We start from the raw sequence: 21,095 nt of genomic DNA, 5'->3' as shown, positions 1-21,095 counted from the left end.
ACCGGGTCACCGGGCAACCCGGTCACCGAGCCCGTCACAGGTGCTTCGCTCCACCCGGATCAGGCGTCCGCGGGGTGCCGGACGTTCGCGTTGACCCAGTCGACGATCGCGGTGGTGGTCGCTCCCGGGGTGAAGATCTCGGCCACCCCGAGCTTCTTGAGCGGTGGGATGTCCTCCTCCGGGATGATCCCGCCGCCGAAGACCTTGATGTCCTCGGCCTCCCGCTCCTTGAGCAAGTCGATCACCTTGGCGAACAAGGTGTTGTGGGCACCGGAGAGGATCGAGAGACCGATCGCGTCGGCGTCCTCCTGGATGGCGGTGTCCACGATCTGCTCAGGGGTCTGGTGGAGACCGGTGTAGATGACCTCCATACCGGCGTCCCGCAGCGCCCGCGCGATCACCTTGGCCCCCCGGTCGTGGCCGTCGAGCCCCGGCTTGGCCACCACTACACGAATCGGACCGGACACACCCATCACTGCCTCCACCTGGTCTCCCGCACCGCCGGTCGCCCGCTCCGCCGCGGAGAACCGCCGCGATCCGCGCCGCGGCCCGCGCCGTGTCCCGCTCCCGACGACCCCACGGATGTGAACGAACGTTATCTTCAGCATCCTTCCCCGTCGCGCCCTGTTTCGTGAAGGACGTGAGGGGGGAAATCTCCCTGTGGGACATGTTCGCCATACGCCCGCCCCCGCATCGGGAGGCGCACACCCGCCACCCGGGGACGGCCGTACTGGGGAGCCGCCAGAGGTCGCCGCACACCCGCGCCGTCAGCCGCACGGCGCGGAGGTGAGGCCCCCGCGACCGTCCGGTCCTCCGGCAGCCGTAGCAGGGCTGCCGGGGGAGCGGACGGCCGGCGGGCCGGAGATACCGGCCGTCGGGACCCGGTCCGGGCCGCTCACGGAACGAAGCGACACGGCTCCGAGCAGTGCGGGACACGGCAGCTGTGGGCACCGGCCGGCACAGCGCCCGGCCACAAACCGCCACCGTCCGACACGGAGTCCGGCCGGCACGGAGTCCGGTGACACGAATGCCGGTCGACCGGCCGGCAGTGACCTCACGACGGCACCCCCTGAAGGCGCGCGGGACCGAAGCCGTTCGCGCGTGCCGGTGCAGGAGGTCGGCCATGAATCTGCTCTCGATGCTCACCCTGCTGCCGCGTCTGCTGCGCCTGCCGTCACCGAGCGGCCTGCGCGATTCTTCTGCGCTGCTCAGAGCCACCGCACTGGATCTGGCGATCCTCGCCGGACACGTGCTCTTCTACCCGACCGGACTCACCCCGGAGCGCCGCAAAGCCACCCCCGGTATCGAGCAGGATCTCGACGCGCTGCCCTCGGGTGTCGCGGCGCTGCCCCCTCCCCGCGAGGACGACCGGCCGCCGGTGGTACTGCTGCACGGGTTCATCGACAACCGCTCCGTCTTCGTGCTGCTCCGCCGGTCCCTCGCCCGGCACGGCAGGCGCCATCTGGAGTCGCTCAACTACTCCCCGCTGACCTGCGACATCCGTGCGGCCGCCGAACTGCTGGGGCGGCACGTCGAGGAGATCTGCGAGCGCACCGGGCACCAGCGGGTGGACATCGTGGGGCACAGCCTGGGGGGACTGATCGCCCGGTACTACGTACAGTGCCTCGGCGGTGACCACCGGGTACGCGTCCTGGTCACGCTCGGCACCCCGCACGGCGGCACCGCCGTCGCGCCCCTGGCGAGCGCCCACCCGATCGTGCGCCAGATGCGCGCGGGCTCCGACTTCATCGAGGAGCTGCGCACCCCCGCGCCGGGGTGCCGGACACATTTCGTCTCGTTCTGGAGCGAACTGGACCGGGTGATGGTCCCGGTACGCACCGCGTGCATCGACCACCCGGATCTCGACGCGGAGAACGTACGCGTCACGGGCATCGGCCACCTCGCGCTCCCCGTGCACCCGGCCGTCGCCGCCCGCATCCGTCAGGAGCTCGACGCGGCGGGCGGCATCCCGCTCCCGTCCGCCGGTGGCCCGCCGGCGCACACCGGCACCGCGAGCGGCACCACCGTGGCGTGACCGTGGCACAGGGAGATCCGGGCCCGGGATCGCCGGTCACCTGAGGACGACGCTGACGCCCCGCTCCTCGAAGATCTCCAGGATCACGTCGAAGAGCGGGGCGCCCGAGCCCGTCGGCTCCACCAACCGCGCCCGGGCTTCCGCCGAGTTCACCCACTCGAGGGTGTACCCGCGCGCGGCGCCCCAACCGCCGATCAAGCAGTCGTCCAACGCGTCCAGGTTCCAGCCGAAGTAGCCGCCGGGCCCGTTGACCGCCTCCCCGATCGCGCAGAAGAAGCTGTTCCGGTCGACGGTGTACCGGCCGTCCACGGTGACCGTCCGCCCGGAACGGGCCTCGGGCTCGGGTTTCCCCCGCCGGTGGTACTCGTGGGACCACAACGCCACGGAGAGCCAGGTCCATTGCTCGTCGGTGGAGAGCCCGCGCCACAGGCCTGTACGGTCCGGCCCCCCGGCCCGGACCAGGTCCCACGCCGCTTCCGATCCGGGCAAGGCGTTGTCGCACCACAGGTCGACCGTGAGGTCGACCAGCCCGGTCCCGTGAGCGGAGGGCCGGGCACCGACGGCGGTCACGCCGCCGACGAAGTAGGCCCCCATGGTGACGCCCTCCGGGTCGAGTACGCGGAGATGGGCGTTCCCCGCCTCGGCACGTCGGCCACCGATGCGGCCGGCCGCCTTCAGCAGGCCGCCCTCCGGGCGGCAGCCGGTGAGGAGCACCCGTCGCCGTCCCGTGTCGACGTCTTCTTCGGCCGCGTCCCCCTCGGTGTTCTCCGTGTCCCCGCCGAGCGGCGTGAACAGCCCCTCCGCGCCGCGCGCGAAACCCCAGAAGTCGGCCTCGTCCTCGTCGGACCTGAGGGCGTATCCCCAGCCTTCGCCACCTCTGGTTGGCCCGTACACCGAATCTCCCCCTCCGTGCCGATCGTGCACCGTTCCCCCACCGCGTCAACCGTCGTGACTACGTTCCGTCATCACGTACGGCGGAAATAAGAACGGATTCCTCGAACGTAACGCCAACAACAGGTCTCGGCTCCGCCGAAAGGCGCCCGAATGCCCGCTTCCCCCGAGACCAAACCCTTCCGAAGATTGTGGCCGTCACACACCGACAGGTACAGTCGCGGCCACTGCTTCCCGGGGCTCTCCCCACTGAACTCCGGACTGGTCCTGCTGCCGAGGCGAGAGAGAAGTTGGTGAACGACCAGCACACCCACGCCGGGTACGCCGGATACGACACGTCACAGACCGGCAGTTACCCCGCCGGTCCGCTCTACGGGACGCTCCCCGGCGAGCACGGCGTCGCTCCCGGTTCCGGATACGACAGCGATTTCGCGGCGGGCCCCACGGCCGCCGCCCACCACGGCGCGTATCCCGGTCAGGACACCACCTACGCCACCGGCTCCTCCTGGGAGAGCGGCGGCGCGTACGACGCCTACGCGGCGGAGTCCCTGGCCGCGCACCAGCACGCGTACGACACCACCGGCAGCAGGTCGGCCGGCGCACCCGACGAGACCGGGCAGTGGGACTCCAGCGCCTGGCAGCAGGCCGCGACCCACACGACGACCGGGCAGTGGTCCTTCACCGACACCGGCGCCTTCCCCACCACCACCTTCGAGTCATCCCTGTCCGAGACGGGGACGTACCAGGCCGCCGCGCCGGTCACCGGCACGTACGAGGCCCAGGGCGGGTACGACACGGCGGGATACGCCGCAGCCCCCTCCGCCTACGGGACCGACGACACCCGCTACGGGCCCACCGCCCACACGACCGGTGCCTACGACACCGGCATCTACGGGACCGGCATCTTCGAAAACGGGACCCACAGCACCGGCGCGTACGACATCGGGCACCACGACACCACCGGCGTCTTCGACACCCGCGCCTTCGAGGCGGCGGACGGCTACGGCGCCACCACCGGCTACGACAGCCCCGGCTACGACACCCCCGCCTCCGGCACTCCGGCCTACGCGGCACCCACCGCCTTCGCCACCGGCGCGTACGACACCGGCGCCTACGACGCGACCGCCTGGAACACCGCGTCGGACCCCGACGCCACGCCCGGGGCGACCGCGTACGTCCCGGAACAGATGTCCTACGCGCCCGCCGAGCATCACGAGGCGGTGCCCGAACACCAGGTGCCCGAACACCAGAACGCCGAACACCAGGCGCCCGAACACGCGACGGACGGGCCGGAGGTGTCCGACTCCGCCGAGGACCCCTCACCCGCACCGGAGTCCGGTGAACCGTCCGGCCTCCCGGACACCTGGCCCGACCCGTACCAGCCCGAGGTGCACTCCGAAGGCCGGCCGGAGGGCCGGTCCGCCGCCCGGAACCGTGCCCGCCGGCGTACGCCCGCCAAGCGGTCCGCGCTGTTGACGATCGCGGTCCCGTCCGCCTGCGTGATGGGTGTCGCGGGGATCGCGGCGGCGTCGGTCGGCGGACTCGGGGGCACCGAGGAGACCAAGGACGACACGACGACGATGGCCGCCGCCGACACGGCCGGCGTCAAGGCGCTCGCGTCCAACACCAAGCTGGACACCCAGCTCGCCGGGGTCAGCGCCGCCGGTGAGGACTTCCGGGACCGGGCCAGCCGTACGCAGGAGCGCATCGACCTCAAGGAGCGGCAGGCCGCCGACAAGAAGAAGCGCGAGGAGGAGGCCGCCCGCAAGGAGGCCGCCCGCCCCAAGTACCTGCTCCCCGTCGCCCAGCACGGGCTCAGCGCCTACTTCGGCCAGGCCGGCGTCAACTGGATGTCCGTGCACACCGGCATCGACTTCCCCGTGCAGTACGGGACTCCGGTGATGGCCGCGACCGACGGAACCGTACGCACCCAGTGGAACAGCGCCTACGGCAACATGGCGATCGTGACCATGGAGGACGGCACCGAGACCTGGTACTGCCATCTGAGCAGCACCAAGATCCGCTCGGGTTCGGTGAAGGCCGGCGACGTGATCGCGTACTCCGGCAACTCCGGCAACTCCACCGGTCCGCACCTGCACTTCGAGGTGCGCCCCGGCGGCGGCGCCGCGGTCAACCCGCTGCCCTGGCTGGCGAGCCACGGGCTCAACCCGCAGTAGCCGCAAGGGATTTCACGAAAGGGCCGGGTCGTCAGGACCCGGCCCTCCCGTACGTCCGCGTCAGACACGGCCTAAGGGGTCCCGTAATCCGTGGTGGATCAGTGCGCGGCGTCAGATGCGGTGCATCGCAAGGCGGAGGAGCGTCCGCATACTGGATGTATGTGGACGTTCCGACAACGCGGCGAGGTGCCGTAGCGGTCGTCGCGCACCCACCAGGGATTACGGGACAGCCCTTAGGCGCTCGCGGCCTCCGCCAGGACGCGGGCCAGCTCGCGGGGACGCGTGACCATCGGCCAGTGGCCCGAGTCGAGGTCCACGTACTCGAGGCGGGAGACGCGGGCGAGGTCGGCGCTCTCGCCGGCGGCGATCCACTCCTTGGCCTGCGAGGGGGTGAACTCGGGACAGACGACCACGACGGGAACGTCGAAACGGCGCTCGTCGGTCAGGCGCACGGCTCCCCTGGCGACCCCCTCGGGGACGGGGACGGCTGCGGACGCGAAGCGGTGGCGGGCCTCCTGGTCCAGGTCGGCGGAGTCCGCTCCCTCGAAGGGGCCCCAGCCCGGGAAGGGCATGACGCCGCCCTCGATCGCGAAGAAATCGGCGTAGGCCCGCCCGTCGGCGGCGGGAAAGCCGCCGATCAGGGCGACCCCGGCCACCTTCTCCGGTCGCGCGTCGGCGGCCAGCCAGGCCAGGGTCGACGCGGCGGAGTGCCCCACCACCAGGGGCTTCCCGGGCGCCGCGTCGACGGCCGCGAGCACGGCCGCAAGCTGGTCGTCGAGCGTGGCGAGGGTGTTGCCGTCCCCCTGGCCGGGGAGGACGAGCGGCACGGGACGGTGGCCGAGTGCCGTGAGTTCGGGCACGACGTCGTCCCACGCGGATCCGTCGAGCCACAGGCCGGCGATGAGCAGGATGTCCACGGTTGTTCTCCCGGAGAGGAGTCGGAGCTGGCTGCCGCCGACACGCTAGCGGGAGGCTCTGACAACGGCCTCCCGCTCACCCCGGCCGACGAGCCCTGCCGGAACTTCGGCCGGGCAACCCCGCACGGAACCCCGGCCGAGGAACCCTGCCGGAGCCCCGGCCGACTGCGGCGCCGGTTCCTACAACTTCTCGACGGGGGCGTACCGCAGCAGCAGCTTCTTGGGCCGCTCGTCGCCGAAGTCGACGGTGGCCTTCGCCTGGTCGCCGAAGCCGTCCACGGCGGTCACCGTGCCGAGCCCGAACTGGTCGTGCGTGACCCGGTCCCCGACCACCAGCGTGACCACCGGCTTGTCGCCGGTGCGCCGGGTGGCGAAGCCGGAGGGGCCGGAGCGGGCACGGGAGGAGGAGAGCGACGAGGTGATCCCCGAGGTGGGTCCGGCCGAGGCGGCCATCGGCCCCTTCCGCTTCCACTCCAGATGCTGGTCCGGGATCTCCTCCAGGAACCGCGACGGCGGGTTGTACGAGGGCTGGCCCCAGGCGCTCCGCATCGACGCGCGGGTGAGGTAGAGGCGCTCGCGGGCGCGGGTGATCCCGACGTACGCGAGGCGGCGCTCCTCTTCCAGCTCCTTGACCTGGCCGAGCGCCCGCATGTGCGGGAAGACGCCGTCTTCCATGCCGGTGAGGAAGACGACCGGGAACTCCAGGCCCTTGGCGGTGTGCAGGGTCATCAGCGTGATGACGCCGGAGCCGTCCTCGTCCTCGTCGGGGATCTGGTCGGAGTCGGCGACCAGGGCCACCTTCTCCAGGAACTCCGCGAGCGTCCCGGACACACCGGCCGCCTCCGCTTCGGCGCCGGCATCCGCGTCTGCCGCGGCCCCCTCGTCCGGTTCCGCCGCCGCACGGGCCTGGTCCTGCTCGAACTCAAGGGCTACGGCGGCGAGTTCCTGGAGGTTCTCGATGCGGGTCTCGTCCTGCGGGTCGGTGGACGCCTGGAGTTCTGCGAGGTAGCCGGTGCGTTCCATGACGGCTTCCAGCACGACCGCGGGACCGGCGCCGGACTCCACGACGGTGCGCAGTTCCTCCATCAGCGTGTTGAACCGCTTCACCGCGTTCGTGGAGCGTGCCGCCATGCCGTACGCCTCGTCGACGCGGCGCAGCGCCTGGGCGAAGGAGATCTTCTCGCGCTGCGAGAGGGCGTCGATCATCGCCTCGGCCCGGTCGCCGATACCGCGCTTGGGCACGTTGAGGATGCGGCGCAGCGGGACGGAGTCCTCGGGGTTGGCGAGCACCCGGAGGTAGGCCAGGATGTCCCGGACCTCCTTGCGCTCGTAGAAGCGGACGCCGCCGACGACCTTGTAGGGCAGGCCGACGCGGATGAAGATCTCTTCAAAGACACGGGACTGGGCGTTGGTGCGGTAGAAGACCGCGACGTCGCCGGCCTTGGCGTCGCCGGCGTCGGTGAGCCGGTCGATCTCGTCGGCGACGAACTGCGCCTCGTCGTGCTCGGTGTCGGCGACGTACCCGGCGATGCGGGTGCCGGTTCCGGCGTTGGTCCAGAGGTTCTTGGGGCGGCGGCTCTCGTTGCGTTCGATGACGGCGTTGGCGGCCGAGAGGATCGTCTGCGTGGAGCGGTAGTTCTGCTCCAGGAGGATCGTGGTCGCGTTCGGGTAGTCCTCTTCGAACTGGAGGATGTTACGGATCGTCGCGCCGCGGAAGGCGTAGATCGACTGGTCCGCGTCGCCGACGACGCAGAGCTCGCCGGGGGCGTCGTGTTCGCCCGCAGGTCCGACCAGCTCGCGCACCAGGGTGTACTGGGCGTGGTTGGTGTCCTGGTACTCGTCGACCAAAACATGCCGGAAGCGGCGGCGGTAGTGCTCGGCGACGTCGGGGAACGCCTGGAGCAGGTGGACCGTCGTCATGATGATGTCGTCGAAGTCGAGGGCGTTGGCCTCGCGCAGCCGCGCCTGGTAGAGCGCGTACGCCTGGGCGAGCGTCTTCTCGAAGCCGTCGGCGGCCTGCCCGGCGAAGGTCTCCTCGTCGATGAGCTCGTTCTTGAGGTTGGAGACCTTGGCGGTGAAGGACTTCGGCGGGTAGCGCTTGGGGTCCAGGTCCAGGTCGCGGCAGACCAGGGCCATGAGCCGCTTGGAGTCGGCCGCGTCGTAGATCGAGAACGACGAGGTGAAGCCGAGCCGCTTCGACTCGCGGCGCAGGATGCGCACGCACGCACTGTGGAAGGTCATGACCCACATGGCGTTGGCGCGGGGTCCGACGAGCTGCTCGACCCGCTCCTTCATCTCGCCGGCGGCCTTGTTGGTGAAGGTGATCGCCAGGATCTGCCCGGGGTGCACGCCGCGTTCGGCCAGCAGGTGGGCGATGCGGTGGGTGAGCACCCGGGTCTTGCCGGAGCCCGCGCCCGCGACGATGAGCAGCGGGGACCCGGCGTGCACGACGGCGGCGCGCTGCTCGGTGTTGAGCCCGTCGAGCAGCGCCGCGGAGTCGATGACCGGGCGCGGGGCGCCGTCGCGGTAGTACCCGTCCCTGGGCGGCGGGGGTGCGTCGTAGATGCCTCCGAAGAGGCCCTCGGCCTCCTCCTCGGGCGCGTGGTCCTCGGGAGGCGGCGGGGGCCCCTCCTCCACGGGCTGGAGGCCGGTCAGGAAACTGTCGTCAAAGAGGCTGCTCATCGCTTGTCGAGTTTAGATGCCCGTGACGACACTCCGGGCGGCCTTGCGGAGTCTCCACGGCCACCGTCACCGGGTGTCAAGGACCGTACGCGGCGCGCGAGAGGAATCGTCCCTGGCGGACCCCCGTCGCCAAGGTCACGAAAATGTATCGGGCATATCGGCCATCGCCCTTCCCAGCCGCCCCACCGCTTGGCTACCGTGCTCAGCCGGGCGGCCCGTATCCCCTGACAGGCGAACCGCGCCACAGGGCCGCCCCCGCCGAATCCGGCCCGCCCCCGGCTGTCCGGAACCGGGGACCCACACGTCCCACCGGGGTGAATCGGGCCCGTACTCCGTTCGTTCGGTACAGGCCCGTAGGGCAGCCTTCCGCGCCCGAACCCGACAGCTAACCCGGTAGGCGGACCATGGAAGGAGATGCCGTCTTGGCATCGCATCGCAAGCCGCGCGCCCCGATGCGCGTGACGTCACCGGCTGTGGGGTTCACCACGGTCGCGCTGGCGTCGGTGACGCTGCTCTCGGCGCAGAGCGCGACGGCCGCCCCCTCGGCGCCCCAGCCGAGCATCGAGGAGGTACGGAAGAAGGTCGACGACCTCTACCGTCAGGCGGGATCGGCGACCCAGGAGTACAACCGGGCCAAGGACTCCACCGCCGATCAGCAGGACAAGGTGGACGCCCTGCTGGAGGAGGCGGCCCAGCGGGCGGAGAAGGTGAACGAGGCCCGTCGCGCGCTCGGCAACTACGCGGCGGCCCAGTACCGCACCGGAGGTCTGGCGTCCTCGATGACGTTCTTCCTGGCGGACGACCCGCAGTCGTACTTCGACCAGGACCAGCTGATGAAGCGACGCAGCGGTCAGCAGGAGAAGGCGGTCTCCGACTTCCGTACCCAGCAGCTGGCGGCGGCCGAGAAGCGCACCGAGGCCACCAAGAGCCTGGAGGCGCTGACGGCGTCGCAGGAGGATCTGCGCACCAGCAAGCAGACGGTGCAGAACAAGCTGGCCGAGGCGCGCACGCTGCTGTCGAAGCTGACCGCCGAGGAGAAGGCGCGCCTGGCGGAGCTGGAGCGGAAGAAGGAGGCCGAGGCGAAGAAGAAGGCGGAGAAGCTCGCCGCCGAGCAGGCCGCCGCGTCGAAGGCCGCAGCCGACAAGGCGGCCGCCGAAGCCGCCGCCTCGGGATCGGACACGGCGACCACCGGCACCGGCACCTCCACCGGCTCGACCACCGCCGCGTCGTCCAAGGGCGCGAAGGCGCTGGCGTTCGCCGAGTCCCAGATCGGCAAGCCGTACGTGTGGGGGGCCACCGGCCCGGCGTCGTACGACTGCTCCGGCCTGACCCAGGCGGCCTGGCGGGAGGCGGGCGTGGACCTGCCACGCACGACCTGGGACCAGGTCAACGTCGGGACACGGGTCGCGACGGCCGACCTCCAGCCCGGCGACCTGATCTTCTTCTACGACGACATCAGCCACGTGGGCATCTACAAGGGCGACGGGATGATGGTCCACGCGCCGAAGCCGGGGGCGTACGTCCGCGAGGAGTCGATCTACTACATGCCGATCTACGGCAGCGTCCGCCCGGGCTGACCGGCGGGCTGCTCCCGCCCCCGCCACACCGTCCGGCCCCCGCCTGCCGGGTGCCGGACCGGAGCGGCGGCTACGAGCATTCCCAGTAGAAGCGTCCTTCGCGGTGGTCGGGGCTGACGAAGGCGAATCCGTAGCCGTAACCGAAGTTGAGGAAGTACGGGTCGTCCTCGGCCTCGCCGGCGTCGCTCAGCTTGAAGAGGAACTGCCAGGGGGCGTCCACCCGCGCCTCGTGGTTCGGATAGCAGGCGGTTCCGCCGACGTAGTCGTGCAGGTCCTCGCCGCCGGGCTGGGCGACGGCCGGACCTTCACCCCGCATGCCACGCTCCCAGGCGGCCTGGGCGTCGATGGAGCGGTCCACCTCCGGCTCCACCGGACGCAGGTGGACGCGCCACTCGACGGGGATCTCCGCGTCGTCGGGCCCCCAGCGCCAGAGCGTCCGGCCGCGCGTTCCGGGCGGACCGATCGCGGCGAAGGAGGGTATGCGGCCGCCGGGCTGGACCAGCAGGACGCCGTCCCCGTCCTCCGGCCCCAGCCCGCCCATGATCATGTCCTCCTCGCCGAGGAAGAGGTAGGCCAGGCGGAGCTCGTCGCCGGGGACCGGGAACTGGCCGACGAACACCAGCGGCACCCCGGAGTGCGGGTCCACCGGCCAGGCGGGTGCGGAGAGCCAGACCGGGTCCCCGCCGAACTTCGCCACCGGCTCGGCGACCGGCATCTCCGCCGCTTCGAGGTCGATCCGGCAGCGTGGCAGAAAGGCGGCGCCGTACGGCCCGTCCGCGTTTTCCGTGGGGCGTGTGATCATGCCCGGCACCCTAAGGGGCCGCGCCGACACACCCCCGCAGGGCGGGATCAGGTCGCCCGCCCGGGCCCGATCAGGTCCAGAGGGTGGCGATGAAGATGTTGGCGACGGTCAGTCCGCCGACGGCGGCGAAGGCGCCCTTGGACACCTTCTCCTCGTCGCGCTTGAGGTAGATGAGGGCCAGGATCACGACGAGGATCAGCAGCTTGATGCCGATCTTGACGTTGTTGACCGGGCTGTCGTCGGCCTGGTGGAAGCCGACGAGGGCGATGCCGGTGACCAGCATGGTGAGTGCGCCGTGCAGCATCGCGGGCGAGAACCGGGCGGTGTTGGTACCCATCGCCTTCATCTGTGTCAGGAAGCCGCCCAGCAGGGAGGCGATGCCGATGATGTGCAGGGCGACGAAGACATGGATGAGTACAGACATGCCGGCAGCCTAACGACGGCCGTATCACCCCTCGACGGTCAGGTGGGGCTTACTCGTCGCTCGATGCCCCTGGCGGCCTTTTCCCGAAGCTGCACGAATATGACCGGGTCACCCTCCACTCCGACGGTCACACTCCGAAGGCGAAACGTCACCGGAGGTCAATTTCGATCATGACGCCTTCTGGGCCGACCCCGGGGTTAGCGTCCCTCCCAGGGCGTGTCGTCAAAGTGCCGTCATCCGGCCGGAGGCATGGCACTTCGACGACACGCCCTGGGTGACCGGCCCGCCTTGCCGCCCCCTGACGGGTGGCACCGGTCACCTGGCCGAACGATCCCGGTGGTGCCCGCCCTCCCCCATGTGGCGCGCGCCGCCGGGGTCCGCCGGGCCCGCCGGTACCCCCCGGGCGGGCAGCCGACAGGAAGGATGCGGACCTCGTGGCCGCGCACCGGAAATCAGCTCACCGCAAGCCCAAGCAGCGCCTCTTCACCGGTTCTGCTGCCCGCTCCGCCGCCGCCCTGGCGCTCGCCGGGGCGGCCACCGCGACCGCCGCGACCGGTTCCGCCCAGGCGGAGCCCCGGCTCACCACGGCCCAGGTCAAGGCGAAGGTGGACCAGCTCTACCGGGACGCCGAGGCCGCCACCGAGCGGTACAACGGCGCCAGGGAGAAGGCCGGCGAGGCCGCCCGCTCGGTGGACGCGCTGCGCGACGAGGCGGCCCGCCGCACGGCTCTCCTCAACGACTCCCGGCACGAGCTGGGTTCGCTCGCCGCCGCGCAGTACCGCTCGGGAGGGCTGGACCCCGCGCTCCAGCTGCTGCTGACCTCGGACCCCGACGAGTACCTGGAACGCTCCTCGTACGTCGCGATGGCGGGCGACCGCCAGGCCGGGGCCATCAGCGGCATCCGGCGCCAGATCGCCGGGATCGACCAGGTCCGGGCCCGGGCCGAGGACGAGTCCGCCGTGCTCGCCGACCGCGAGGCCGAGCTGGCCCGGCACAAGAAGAAGATCACCAGCAGCCTCGCCGACGCCCGCAAGCTCCTGCACACCCTCACCGCCGCCGAGCGCGCCGGATACGAGGACGCCTCCGGCACCGGCGGCTCCTCCGGCACCGGTGGCACGAGTGCCGCGCCCGGCGCCGTCGCCGCCCCGAACTCCCGCGCCGCGCAGGCCGTCGCCTTCGCGTACGGGGCGCTCGGCAAGCCGTACGTCTGGGGCGCCACCGGCCCGTCCGCGTACGACTGCTCCGGCCTCACCCAGGCCGCCTGGCAGGCGGCGGGCGTCTCGCTGCCACGCACCACCTACACCCAGATCAACGCCGGGCAGCGGGTCTCCCGCTCCCAGCTCGCCCCCGGTGACCTGGTGTTCTTCTACTCCGGGATCAGCCATGTCGGCCTGTACATCGGCGACGGCAAGATGATCCACGCCCCGCACCCGGGAGCGCCGATCCGGATCGCCCCGATCGACCAGATGCCGTTCGCGGGGGCGACCCGGGTGGCGTGACGGCTCATGCCTCGCGAACGACGAGCGCGACGCGTCAGACCAGCCGGCGGGCGGTCGCCCAGCGGGTCAGCTCGTGGCGGTTCGAGAGCTGGAGCTTGCGGAGCACCGCGGAGACGTGCGACTCCACCGTCTTCACCGAGATGAAGAGCTGCTTCGCGATCTCCTTGTACGCGTATCCCCGGGCGATCAGCCGCAGCACCTCGCGCTCGCGCTGGGTGAGCCGGTCCAGGTCCTCGTCGACGGGCGGGGCGTCGGTGGAAGCGAAGGCGTCGAGCACGAAGCCGGCCAGGCGGGGCGAGAAGACCGCGTCGCCCTCCTGCACCCGGAAGACGGAGTTGACCAGGTCGTCGCCGGTGATCGTCTTGGTGACGTAGCCGCGGGCGCCGCCCCGGATGACCCCGATGACGTCCTCGGCCGCGTCGGAGACGGAGAGCGCGAGGAAGCGGACCGGGTTCTGGGCGGCCGACATCAGCGGGGCGCAGCGGCGCAGCACCTCGACGCCGCCGCCGCCGGGGAGGTGGACGTCGAGGAGGACGACCTCGGGGCGGGTCGCCGTGATGACGGTGACGGCCTGGTCGACGTCGGCGGCCTCGCCGACGACCTCGACCCCGGTCTCCTCGGTGCGGCCGATCTCGGCCTGGACGCCGGTGCGGAACATCCGGTGGTCGTCCACGAGGACGACCCGTACCCGGCGCTCCGGTCCCTGGGTCGCCGCTTCGGTGTTCTCGGTCATTCGCCCGCCCTCTCCATCTCCAGCTCGACTTCCGTGCCGCCGCCGGGCACCGACCGGAGCCGGGCCGTGCCGCCGTTGCGCCGCATCCGGCCGACGATCGATTCTCGTACACCCATGCGATCCTCGGGGACCGCGTCCAGGTCGAACCCGGGCCCCCGGTCGCGTACGGAGATGAAGACCGTCCGGCCCTCGACCTCCGCGTAGACCTGGACCGCGCCGCCCTCGCCACCGTACTTGGCTGCGTTCACCATCGCCTCGCGCGCGGCCTGGAGCTGGGCGGTGATCTTCTCGTCCAGCGGGCAGTCGCCGACGACGACGACCTCCAGCGGGACGCCGTGCTTGTCCTCGACCTCGGCGGCGGCGCGTTTCACGGCCTCGGCGAGGGTGGTGGGTTCGTCGTCGGCGTCCTTGCCGGTGCCGGTGGGGTCGTACAGCCAGTTCCGCAGCTCGCGTTCCTGGGCGCGGGCCAGCCTGCGGACCTCTCCGGCGTCCTCGGCGTTGCGCTGGATCAGGGTGAGGGTGTGCAGCACCGAGTCGTGGACGTGGGCCGCGACCTCGGCGCGCTCCTGGGCGCGGATGCGCATCAGGCGCTCCTCGGAGAGGTCCTGGGTCATCCGTACGAGATAGGGGCCGGCCAGCAGCGCGATGCCGGTGAGGACCGCGATGGCTGCGGTGAGGACGTTGCCGAGCTGGGCGGCCGAGCCGCGTACCACCAGGAAGGCGGCGAGCCCGAGGCCGACGAGCGCGACCCCGGCGAGTCCGCGCGCGAGATGCAGCATGCCGCGGCGGCGGCCCACCTCCATCCACTGGGCGCGGCGGGCGTTGTCGGCCTGCCGCCAGACCAGCACGGAGCCGGCGCCGATGAGGAGGATGGGCCAGATGTAGCGGTCGGCGCCGCTGCCCATGTTGACGTTGGCGAGGAAGATCAGGGCGCCGACGAAGAGCCCGACGAGGGCGAAGACCTGTCCCTTGTCGGGCTTGCGGAGCCGGCGGATGCCGTCCGGGTCCGTCTCGAAAAGGGAGCGCGAGCCGTCGACACCACCGACTCCGCCGACGCCGAGCGGCACCACGATCCAGAACACCGCGTAGAGCAGCGCGCCGAGGCCGTCCGCCAGGAACAGTCCGAGGAAGACGAGCCGCACCCAGACGACCGGGAGTCCGAGGTGCCCGGCGAGGCCACGCGCGACGCCGCCCAGCATCCGCCCCTCGGCGCTGCGGTACAGCTTGCGCGCCGGTGGTTCCTCCGGGTCGGTGACCGGCGCACCGGCGGCTCGGGACGTGGCGGTTGGCATGGACCGATCGTCACACGTCCGGGTGTGCCGGGGCATCAGGGACGGCCCCTACTCCCATATCAGGGAACGACCAGGGTCGCCGTGGGTCCCACGGAAGCCTTCGGGCCGTCACCATGGAGCCATGACCGCTTCCCCGTCCGCCGCGCCCCCCGGCGAGGCGCCCCCCGGCGCACCGAAGAGCGCACCGAAGCCGCAGCTGACGCGGAGCCCCCGGCAGAAGGTGGTGGCGGGGGTGTGCGGCGGTCTAGGCCGTTACTTCGACGTGGACCCGGTCATCTTCCGCGTGGTCCTCGGCGTCCTCGCCGTCGCGGGCGGCACCGGGCTGATCGTCTACGGCTTCGCGTGGCTGCTGCTCCCGGTGGAGGGCGAGGAGGAGAACGAGTTCCGCAGGCTGCTCTCCGGCCGGGTGGAGGGCGCGTCGCTGGTGGCGCTGCTCCTCGCGCTGGTCGGCTGCGGGCTCTTCCTCTCGATGATCAACAACGGCGGGGTGCTGGCGTTCGCCGCCATGCTGGTGGTGGCCGTGGCCGGGTTCTCGGTGTGGACCCGGCACGGCCGTGCCGCCGCCACGGAGACCGAGCCGGACCGGGCCGCCGGGGACTCCGTACCGCCCGCCGTACGCGTCACTCCTCCTCCGCCGCCCGCCGGACGGGGCTCGGTGCCGCCGGAGGTCCAGGCGCCCCCGGCGCCGGCCGGGCCCTCGTGGTGGCGGGACCCGATCGTCAAGGACGGCACGACGGGGCCGGTGGGCTCCGGCTATCTGTGGGGCCCGGCGGACGCGGTGCCCGGCAGGGCGGGCGGTTCGCACCTGGCGGACGCGGCGGGCCGGGCGCGCCGGGTGCGCCGGGTGGCCGGAAGGCATGGGACGTACGTACCGCCGGCCGCCGACGGGCTGCCGCCGGTCGCCACCGATCCGAGGGAGCGCACCCACGGGCCGCACTCGATCGGGTTCCTGGTGCGGTTCCTGGCGATCGTCGCCGGGGTGGCCGCGGCGTGGCCCGGCTGGGACAGGCATCCGCTGGGCGAGAGCCTCCAGATCGGAGCCGTCGCGGCGCTGGCCGTGCTCGGGGTGGGGCTGCTGGTCGCCTCGTTCCTCGGGCGGACCGGCTTCGGGACGCTGGTGTTCGCGCTGCTCGTCACGGGGGTGCTCGCGGCGTCGACGGTACTGCCGAGGGACATCGGGACGACCTGGGCGCGGACCCAGTGGCGTCCCGTCACCGCCGCCGCCCTGGAACCGTCGTACGACATCGGGGCCGGCACCGCCCGGCTCGACCTGTCCGGTCTGGACGTCCCGTTGGGGACCACCCTCTCCACCCGGGTGGAGGTGGGGGCCGGGCGCGTGGTGGTGGTCGTCCCGCAGGACGCGACGGTCCGGGTGCGGGCCGAGGTCGGGCTCGGGGACGTGACCCTGCCCGGCGATCCGGCCGGGCAGGACATCGACATCGCGCCGGACCGCCGGACCACCCGCACGCTCGCGCCCCCCAGGGGCGCGGACCCGGCCGGTACGGTCGAGCTGCGCCTGGAAGTCGGTCTCGGACAGGTGGAGGTCACCCGTGCTGCTTCATGAGTTCCGGCCGGGCCGCGCGCTGGCCGGCCTGACCCTGCTGGCCCTGTCGGCCGGGTACGCGGCCGACTGGGCCGGGGCCTGGCGGGCGCCGTGGGTGTTCTTCGTCGCCGTGCTGGGCGGCGGTCTCTTCCTCGCCGCCGTGGCCGCCTGGGTCGCCTACAGGCTCCGGCGGCGGCGCGGCGGCAGGAGCGTGTCCAGCGAGAAGGGGCCCGATCCGGCGAGCAGCAGCGGCAGCCAGGCCATGAGGTAGACGAGGTCGTTGCCGTAGTAGTACGGGGTCGCCTGCCAGCTCACGGTGAGCCAGAGACTCAGCGAGATCAGGGCGCCGCCGAGTGCGGCGAGCCGGCCCCAGAGCCCGAACAGGGTGCCGATGCCGACGGCGAGTTCGCCGAGCGCGATGGCGTACCCGAAGCCGACCGGGCCGTGCAGGGCCAGGTCGACGAGCCAGGGGGCGCCGGCGGAGTCGCGCACCCCGCGCATCTGGTCGCCGATCGAACCGGCGCCGCTCGACGACAGGAACGTGCTGTCCGTCAGTTTGTCGAGCCCGGCGTAGATGAACGTGACGCCGAGGAAGACGCGCAGCGGCAGCAGCGCGAACTCGCGCGCGTACTCCCGCAGCCCCTTGGGTTCGCCGGGAACGCGTCCGTAACCGTTGCTTCCGTGGCCCTGCATGAACTGCCCCACCTTTCCGTTGCCCCGTCAACAGACCATACGTAAGAACATACGTACGCGGGCCCCGCGGGGCGACCCGTTCGGGCCGCGCAGGTCCGTCCGCCGCGCAGGTCCGTCCGCCGCACCGGGGAGGGTGCGTCACGAACCCGCACCTCTTCCGTCTCCGTACGCGGTACGGGTAGCGGTGCACGCGGGTCTCCGTCGACGATGCCCGCATGACGGATTCCCAGGACCTCCAGGACTCCCAGGCTTCCCCGGTCCGCCGCAAGGTCGCGGTCCTGCTCATGGTGACCGCCGTGCTCCTGGTCCCGCTGCTCCTCGGGTTCTGGTACTCCGCCGAGGAGACGGTCCGGAACAAGAGCGCCACCGACTGGCAGGGCAACCACGAGGCGAAGCTCGCTCTGCAGCGCGCCGCCCTGGTGCTCTTCGGGCTGCCGTTCCTCGGCGCGGCCTGCGGGTGGATCGTCGCCTCGCTCCGCGACCGCCCGGCCGCACTCCCCGTCGCGCGCTCCCTGCTGACCAGCACGGTCCTGCTCTGGCTGATCCTCGCCGGTACGGTCTTCACGGCCTTCGTGCGGTCGCCGCTGTTCTGAGGGCGACCCGGGGGTCAGTCCGTCACGTCGATCCGGCAGCTGTTGGTCTCCACCCCGGCGGCGGTCACCACCTGGACGTCCACCGAGCCGGGTTCGACCTCCACCGGGACGGGCACGGTGAGGACGGTGTCGGTCGGGTTGGCGAAGCCGCCGCTGACGGGGATCAGCGGGACGTGGACGTGGACCGTCCCTATCCGGACGACGAGCCGGGCCAGCCCGGCCGGGCCTCCCGCGCCGGGCGGTACGAATCCGGCGCCCCGGATCTCGATGTCGTCGCCGGTACGGATGGGGGCGTCCAGCTCGCCGGCCTCGCGGGACCGGACGACGGAGAGAACCACCGGCCGGCCGCCCTCGGCGTACTTCCCCGCGAAGTAGGTCGCCGCCGAGACCGCCACCAGCAGCGCGAGCCCCCACGGCAGGTCCGGGAGCTGCTCGGGCCGGCGGGCGAGGCGGACCGCGGCGAAGAGCACCGCGACGCCGTTGACCAGCACGTAACTCACGTCCGTGAAGCTGCCGCGGCCGGAGTCGTCGGTCAGCAGGTCGGCCGCGCGCGGCCGGTCCGCCCGCAGCTTCTGGAGCCGCTGCGCCAGGACGCGTACGGAGACGACCCGGCGGACGACGACGGCGACGGCGCAGACCAGCGCCAGCACCGTCAGCACCCCCGCCGAACGCGTCAGGTCCAGCCCGTCGATGAGCGCGTCCCGCTCCTCGTGGTCGGAGGCCCCGGCGAGCTGGAGGGAGAGCACCAGGACGGCGAAGACGGCGAGCAGCACCCAGACGGCGGCGACGGTCCGCGAGGTGGAGAGCCGGTTGTCCTCGCCGATGAGTGGGGCGAGGAGACCGCCGCGTGCCCGGTGGTACGAGGCGGCTACGGCCAGCAGCGCGGCGGTGACGAGCCCGGCGATCAGCCCGGCGGTACGGGCGGTGGACCAGCCGGCGCCGATCGCTGTGGCGGTCTCGCCGAGGACGAGCGCGACGAGGGCGACCGCGATGACGGCAAGGGTCCGCAGCCGTACCAGGTGGAGCCAGGCGTCACCGGCTTCCCGGCCGCGGTCGGCGACCGCCCGGGCGGCCCCGGTCAGCTCGTCGGAGACCCACTGCCGGGAGGCCGAGGGCGACTGCCGTACCCCGGCGGGCAGTCCCTTCCCGGCGGCTAGTTCGTCCCGTTTGGCGAGGAAGGCGGCGACCGCGCGCCGGTGTCCTTCGCGTGCTCCGTGCGGGCAGTCGCCGCACGTACAGCTCCCGCCGTGCGTCCCGCGTGCCCTCGCCTCGTCCAACGCCACGACCTACGCCGCCCTTTCCCGCCCCGGTACAGCCAACTCACTTACGTTTTTTGTGAATTGTGCCGTACCGGGCGCCTTCGGGCCGCATCGGGGCGGCCCGCGGGACCGGTTTCGCGCACCTGTGCCCCCACGAGGTGCCGTGCGGGGCGGCCGACCGGCCCGGACGCGGCGATGCCGCCGCTCCCCGAGGGGGAACGGCGGCATCGTCAGGGGGTCGCGGGGAGGACTACTCCCACTCGATGGTCCCCGGCGGCTTGCTCGTCACGTCGAGGACGACGCGGTTGACGTCGGCGACCTCGTTGGTGATGCGGGTGGAGATCTTCGCCAGCGTCTCGTACGGCAGGCGCGACCAGTCGGCCGTCATGGCGTCCTCGGAGGACACCGGGCGCAGCACGATCGGGTGACCGTAGGTGCGGCCGTCGCCCTGGACGCCGACCGAGCGGACGTCGGCGAGGAGGACCACCGGGCACTGCCAGATCTCGCGGTCGAGACCGGCGGCCGTCAGCTCCTCGCGGGCGATGGCGTCGGCCTCGCGCAGCAGGTCGAGGCGCTCCTTGGTGACGTCACCGACGATGCGGATGCCCAGGCCGGGGCCGGGGAACGGCTGGCGCTGGACGATCTCCTCCGGCAGGCCGAGCTCCTGGCCGACCATCCGGACCTCGTCCTTGAACAGCTGGCGCAGCGGCTCGATCAGCTCGAACTCGATGTCGTCGGGGAGACCGCCGACATTGTGGTGCGACTTGATGTTGGCCGTGCCGGTGCCGCCGCCGGACTCGACGACGTCCGGGTAGAGGGTGCCCTGCACGAGGAAGGCGACCTGCTCTCCGTCGGCGGCGCCCTCGGCGATGATCTCGGCCTGGGCCTGCTCGAAGACGCGGATGAACTCGCGGCCGATGATCTTCCGCTTCTGCTCCGGGTCGGAGACCCCGGCGAGCGCGTCGAGGAAGCGCTTCTCGGCGTCGACGACCTTCAGCTGGACGCCGGTGGCGGCCACGAAGTCCTTCTCGACCTGCTCGGTCTCGCCCTTGCGCATCAGGCCGTGGTCGACGTAGACGCAGGTCAGCTGGGAGCCGATGGCCTTCTGCACGAGGGCCGCGGCGACCGCGGAGTCCACGCCGCCGGAGAGGCCGCAGATGGCGCGCTTGGTGCCGACCTGCTCGCGGATGAGGGCGACCTGCTCCTCGACGACGTTGGTGGTCGTCCAGTTCGGCTCGATGCCCGCACCGCGGTAGAGGAAGTGCTCCAGGATCTGCTGCCCGTGGGTCGAGTGCATGACCTCGGGGTGGTACTGGACGCCGTAGAGCTTCTTCTCGTCGTTCTCGAAGGCGGCGACCGGGACGACGTCGGTGGACGCGGTCACGGTGAAGCCCTCGGGGGCGGCGGAGCAGGCGTCGCCGTGCGACATCCAGACGGCCTGCTCGTCGGGGGTGCCCTCGAAGAGGGTGGAGCCCGACTTGGTGACGGTGAGCGGGGTACGGCCGTACTCGCGGGCACCGTTGTCGTCGACGGTGCCGCCGAGCGTGGTCGCCATCAGCTGGAAGCCGTAGCACATGCCGAAGACCGGGATCCCGGCCTCGAACAGCGAGCGGTCGATCGAAGGCGCGCCTTCCGCGTACACCGAGGACGGGCCGCCGGACAGGATGATCGCGCGGGGGTTCTTCGCCAGCATCTCGGCCACCGGCATGGTGGACGGGACGATCTCGCTGTAGACCCGGGCCTCGCGGACACGGCGGGCGATGAGCTGGGCGTACTGCGCGCCGAAGTCGACGACGAGAACCACGTCGGTGGTCATGTCGGGGGCGGCGGGGGGTGCTGCTGGCACGAGGCGGCCTTCCGGCGGTGAGAGGGGTCGGTCCTTCAATGTTACCGGCCGCGGCGAAGACGCCTCGCTCCTCCCGTTCCGTCCGCCGTCTCACCATCCGGGCCCGGGCTTGGGCGCCGGACCGGAGCGGGT

General features: G+C 72.0%; 18 protein-coding genes and 1 riboswitch. Of the genes, 7 read left to right on the top strand and 11 right to left on the bottom strand.

All coding sequences use genetic code 11. The features are described from left to right. Positions 1–59: 59 nt before the first annotated feature. Positions 60–473: a cobalamin B12-binding domain-containing protein gene (locus OHA55_RS19920; protein ID WP_266708205.1), complete on the bottom strand. Its 414-nt coding sequence runs from the start codon at positions 471–473 to the stop codon at positions 60–62. A 650-nt stretch (positions 474–1,123) separates the two neighbouring features. Here OHA55_RS19920 and OHA55_RS19915 point away from each other — a divergent pair. After that, complete coding sequence (locus OHA55_RS19915) at positions 1,124–2,035, top strand: alpha/beta fold hydrolase (RefSeq protein WP_266708203.1); 912 nt, start codon at positions 1,124–1,126, stop codon at positions 2,033–2,035. Between the two features lie 36 nt (positions 2,036–2,071). Here OHA55_RS19915 and OHA55_RS19910 read toward each other — a convergent pair whose 3' ends face one another. Continuing rightward, complete coding sequence (locus tag OHA55_RS19910; RefSeq protein ID WP_266708201.1) at positions 2,072–2,929, bottom strand: barstar family protein; 858 nt, start codon at positions 2,927–2,929, stop codon at positions 2,072–2,074. 290 nt (positions 2,930–3,219) lie between these two features. On the opposite strand from OHA55_RS19910, the gene OHA55_RS19905 reads away from it, so the two are divergent. Beyond that, the gene (locus tag OHA55_RS19905) at positions 3,220–5,103 is read left to right on the top strand and encodes a peptidoglycan DD-metalloendopeptidase family protein (RefSeq protein WP_266708199.1); all 1,884 of its coding nucleotides are present in this window, start codon (positions 3,220–3,222) and stop codon (positions 5,101–5,103) included. A gap of 233 nt (positions 5,104–5,336) precedes the next feature. Here the strand turns inward: OHA55_RS19905 and OHA55_RS19900 are convergent, their stop codons facing one another. Together OHA55_RS19900 and pcrA are read right to left on the bottom strand one after the other, a co-directional pair. Beyond that, complete coding sequence (locus OHA55_RS19900; RefSeq protein ID WP_266708197.1) at positions 5,337–6,020, bottom strand: alpha/beta fold hydrolase; 684 nt, start codon at positions 6,018–6,020, stop codon at positions 5,337–5,339. 180 nt (positions 6,021–6,200) lie between these two features. Then, on the bottom strand, positions 6,201–8,702 hold the full coding sequence (gene pcrA, locus OHA55_RS19895) for a DNA helicase PcrA (RefSeq protein ID WP_266708195.1): 2,502 nt from the start codon (positions 8,700–8,702) through the stop codon (positions 6,201–6,203). A gap of 246 nt (positions 8,703–8,948) precedes the next feature. Beyond that, positions 8,949–9,118: riboswitch (cyclic di-AMP (ydaO/yuaA leader) on the top strand. 6 nt (positions 9,119–9,124) lie between these two features. Between pcrA and OHA55_RS19890 the strand changes: the two genes are divergently transcribed. After that, positions 9,125–10,279, top strand: a complete 1,155-nt coding sequence (locus tag OHA55_RS19890; RefSeq protein WP_266708193.1) for an NlpC/P60 family protein — start codon at positions 9,125–9,127, stop codon at positions 10,277–10,279. 70 nt (positions 10,280–10,349) lie between these two features. Here the strand turns inward: OHA55_RS19890 and OHA55_RS19885 are convergent, their stop codons facing one another. Both OHA55_RS19885 and OHA55_RS19880 read right to left on the bottom strand, forming a co-directional pair. Further along, positions 10,350–11,081: a hypothetical protein gene (locus OHA55_RS19885; RefSeq protein ID WP_266708192.1), complete on the bottom strand. Its 732-nt coding sequence runs from the start codon at positions 11,079–11,081 to the stop codon at positions 10,350–10,352. Between the two features lie 70 nt (positions 11,082–11,151). Further along, complete coding sequence (locus OHA55_RS19880; protein WP_266708191.1) at positions 11,152–11,505, bottom strand: hypothetical protein; 354 nt, start codon at positions 11,503–11,505, stop codon at positions 11,152–11,154. A gap of 434 nt (positions 11,506–11,939) precedes the next feature. Here OHA55_RS19880 and OHA55_RS19875 point away from each other — a divergent pair, with 434 nt between their 5' ends. Continuing rightward, entirely contained in the window at positions 11,940–13,004 is a 1,065-nt protein-coding gene (locus tag OHA55_RS19875) for a C40 family peptidase (RefSeq protein ID WP_266708190.1), read from the top strand. A gap of 34 nt (positions 13,005–13,038) precedes the next feature. On the opposite strand, the gene OHA55_RS19870 is transcribed toward OHA55_RS19875, so the two are convergent. Together OHA55_RS19870 and OHA55_RS19865 are read right to left on the bottom strand one after the other, a co-directional pair. Next, positions 13,039–13,737, bottom strand: a complete 699-nt coding sequence (locus OHA55_RS19870; protein ID WP_266708189.1) for a response regulator transcription factor — start codon at positions 13,735–13,737, stop codon at positions 13,039–13,041. After that, positions 13,734–15,029 (bottom strand): ATP-binding protein, encoded by a 1,296-nt coding sequence (locus OHA55_RS19865; RefSeq protein WP_266708187.1) that lies wholly within the window; start codon positions 15,027–15,029, stop codon positions 13,734–13,736. Before OHA55_RS19865 ends, OHA55_RS19870 begins: the two co-directional genes overlap by 4 nt. Positions 15,030–15,150: 121 nt before the next feature. Between OHA55_RS19865 and OHA55_RS19860 the strand changes: the two genes are divergently transcribed. Beyond that, the gene (locus OHA55_RS19860) at positions 15,151–16,593 is read left to right on the top strand and encodes a PspC domain-containing protein (protein ID WP_266708185.1); all 1,443 of its coding nucleotides are present in this window, start codon (positions 15,151–15,153) and stop codon (positions 16,591–16,593) included. Further along, positions 16,580–16,843, top strand: coding sequence for a hypothetical protein (locus tag OHA55_RS19855; protein ID WP_266708183.1), 264 nt, complete (start codon positions 16,580–16,582; stop codon positions 16,841–16,843). The genes OHA55_RS19860 and OHA55_RS19855 overlap by 14 nt, the downstream gene beginning before the upstream one ends. Here the strand turns inward: OHA55_RS19855 and OHA55_RS19850 are convergent. Continuing rightward, on the bottom strand, positions 16,750–17,265 hold the full coding sequence (locus tag OHA55_RS19850; protein WP_266708181.1) for a DoxX family protein: 516 nt from the start codon (positions 17,263–17,265) through the stop codon (positions 16,750–16,752). The genes OHA55_RS19855 and OHA55_RS19850 overlap by 94 nt on opposite strands. Positions 17,266–17,480: 215 nt before the next feature. Here OHA55_RS19850 and OHA55_RS19845 point away from each other — a divergent pair, with 215 nt between their 5' ends. Beyond that, the gene (locus OHA55_RS19845) at positions 17,481–17,858 is read left to right on the top strand and encodes a hypothetical protein (protein WP_266708179.1); all 378 of its coding nucleotides are present in this window, start codon (positions 17,481–17,483) and stop codon (positions 17,856–17,858) included. A 14-nt stretch (positions 17,859–17,872) separates the two neighbouring features. Here OHA55_RS19845 and OHA55_RS19840 read toward each other — a convergent pair whose 3' ends face one another. Together OHA55_RS19840 and guaA are read right to left on the bottom strand one after the other, a co-directional pair. After that, the gene (locus tag OHA55_RS19840) at positions 17,873–19,141 is read right to left on the bottom strand and encodes a hypothetical protein (protein WP_266708177.1); all 1,269 of its coding nucleotides are present in this window, start codon (positions 19,139–19,141) and stop codon (positions 17,873–17,875) included. Between the two features lie 226 nt (positions 19,142–19,367). Then, positions 19,368–20,963, bottom strand: a complete 1,596-nt coding sequence (guaA, locus tag OHA55_RS19835) for a glutamine-hydrolyzing GMP synthase (protein ID WP_266708175.1) — start codon at positions 20,961–20,963, stop codon at positions 19,368–19,370. Positions 20,964–21,095 lie beyond the last annotated feature (132 nt).

The organism is Streptomyces sp. NBC_00102 (genome assembly GCF_026343115.1).
GTDB lineage: Bacteria > Actinomycetota > Actinomycetes > Streptomycetales > Streptomycetaceae > Streptomyces.
This window is presented reverse-complemented; position numbering and strand designations above follow the sequence as displayed.

Coding starts and splice junctions, on each gene's coding strand:
- OHA55_RS19920 (WP_266708205.1), bottom strand. CDS start 473: ATGGGTGTGTCCGGTCCGATTCGTGTAGTGGTGGCCAAGCCGGGGCTC.
- OHA55_RS19915 (WP_266708203.1), top strand. CDS start 1,124: ATGAATCTGCTCTCGATGCTCACCCTGCTGCCGCGTCTGCTGCGCCTG.
- OHA55_RS19870 (WP_266708189.1), bottom strand. CDS start 13,737: ATGACCGAGAACACCGAAGCGGCGACCCAGGGACCGGAGCGCCGGGTA.
- pcrA (WP_266708195.1), bottom strand. CDS start 8,702: ATGAGCAGCCTCTTTGACGACAGTTTCCTGACCGGCCTCCAGCCCGTG.
- OHA55_RS19865 (WP_266708187.1), bottom strand. CDS start 15,029: ATGCCAACCGCCACGTCCCGAGCCGCCGGTGCGCCGGTCACCGACCCG.
- OHA55_RS19880 (WP_266708191.1), bottom strand. CDS start 11,505: ATGTCTGTACTCATCCATGTCTTCGTCGCCCTGCACATCATCGGCATC.
- OHA55_RS19885 (WP_266708192.1), bottom strand. CDS start 11,081: ATGATCACACGCCCCACGGAAAACGCGGACGGGCCGTACGGCGCCGCC.
- OHA55_RS19850 (WP_266708181.1), bottom strand. CDS start 17,265: ATGCAGGGCCACGGAAGCAACGGTTACGGACGCGTTCCCGGCGAACCC.
- OHA55_RS19845 (WP_266708179.1), top strand. CDS start 17,481: ATGACGGATTCCCAGGACCTCCAGGACTCCCAGGCTTCCCCGGTCCGC.
- OHA55_RS19860 (WP_266708185.1), top strand. CDS start 15,151: ATGACCGCTTCCCCGTCCGCCGCGCCCCCCGGCGAGGCGCCCCCCGGC.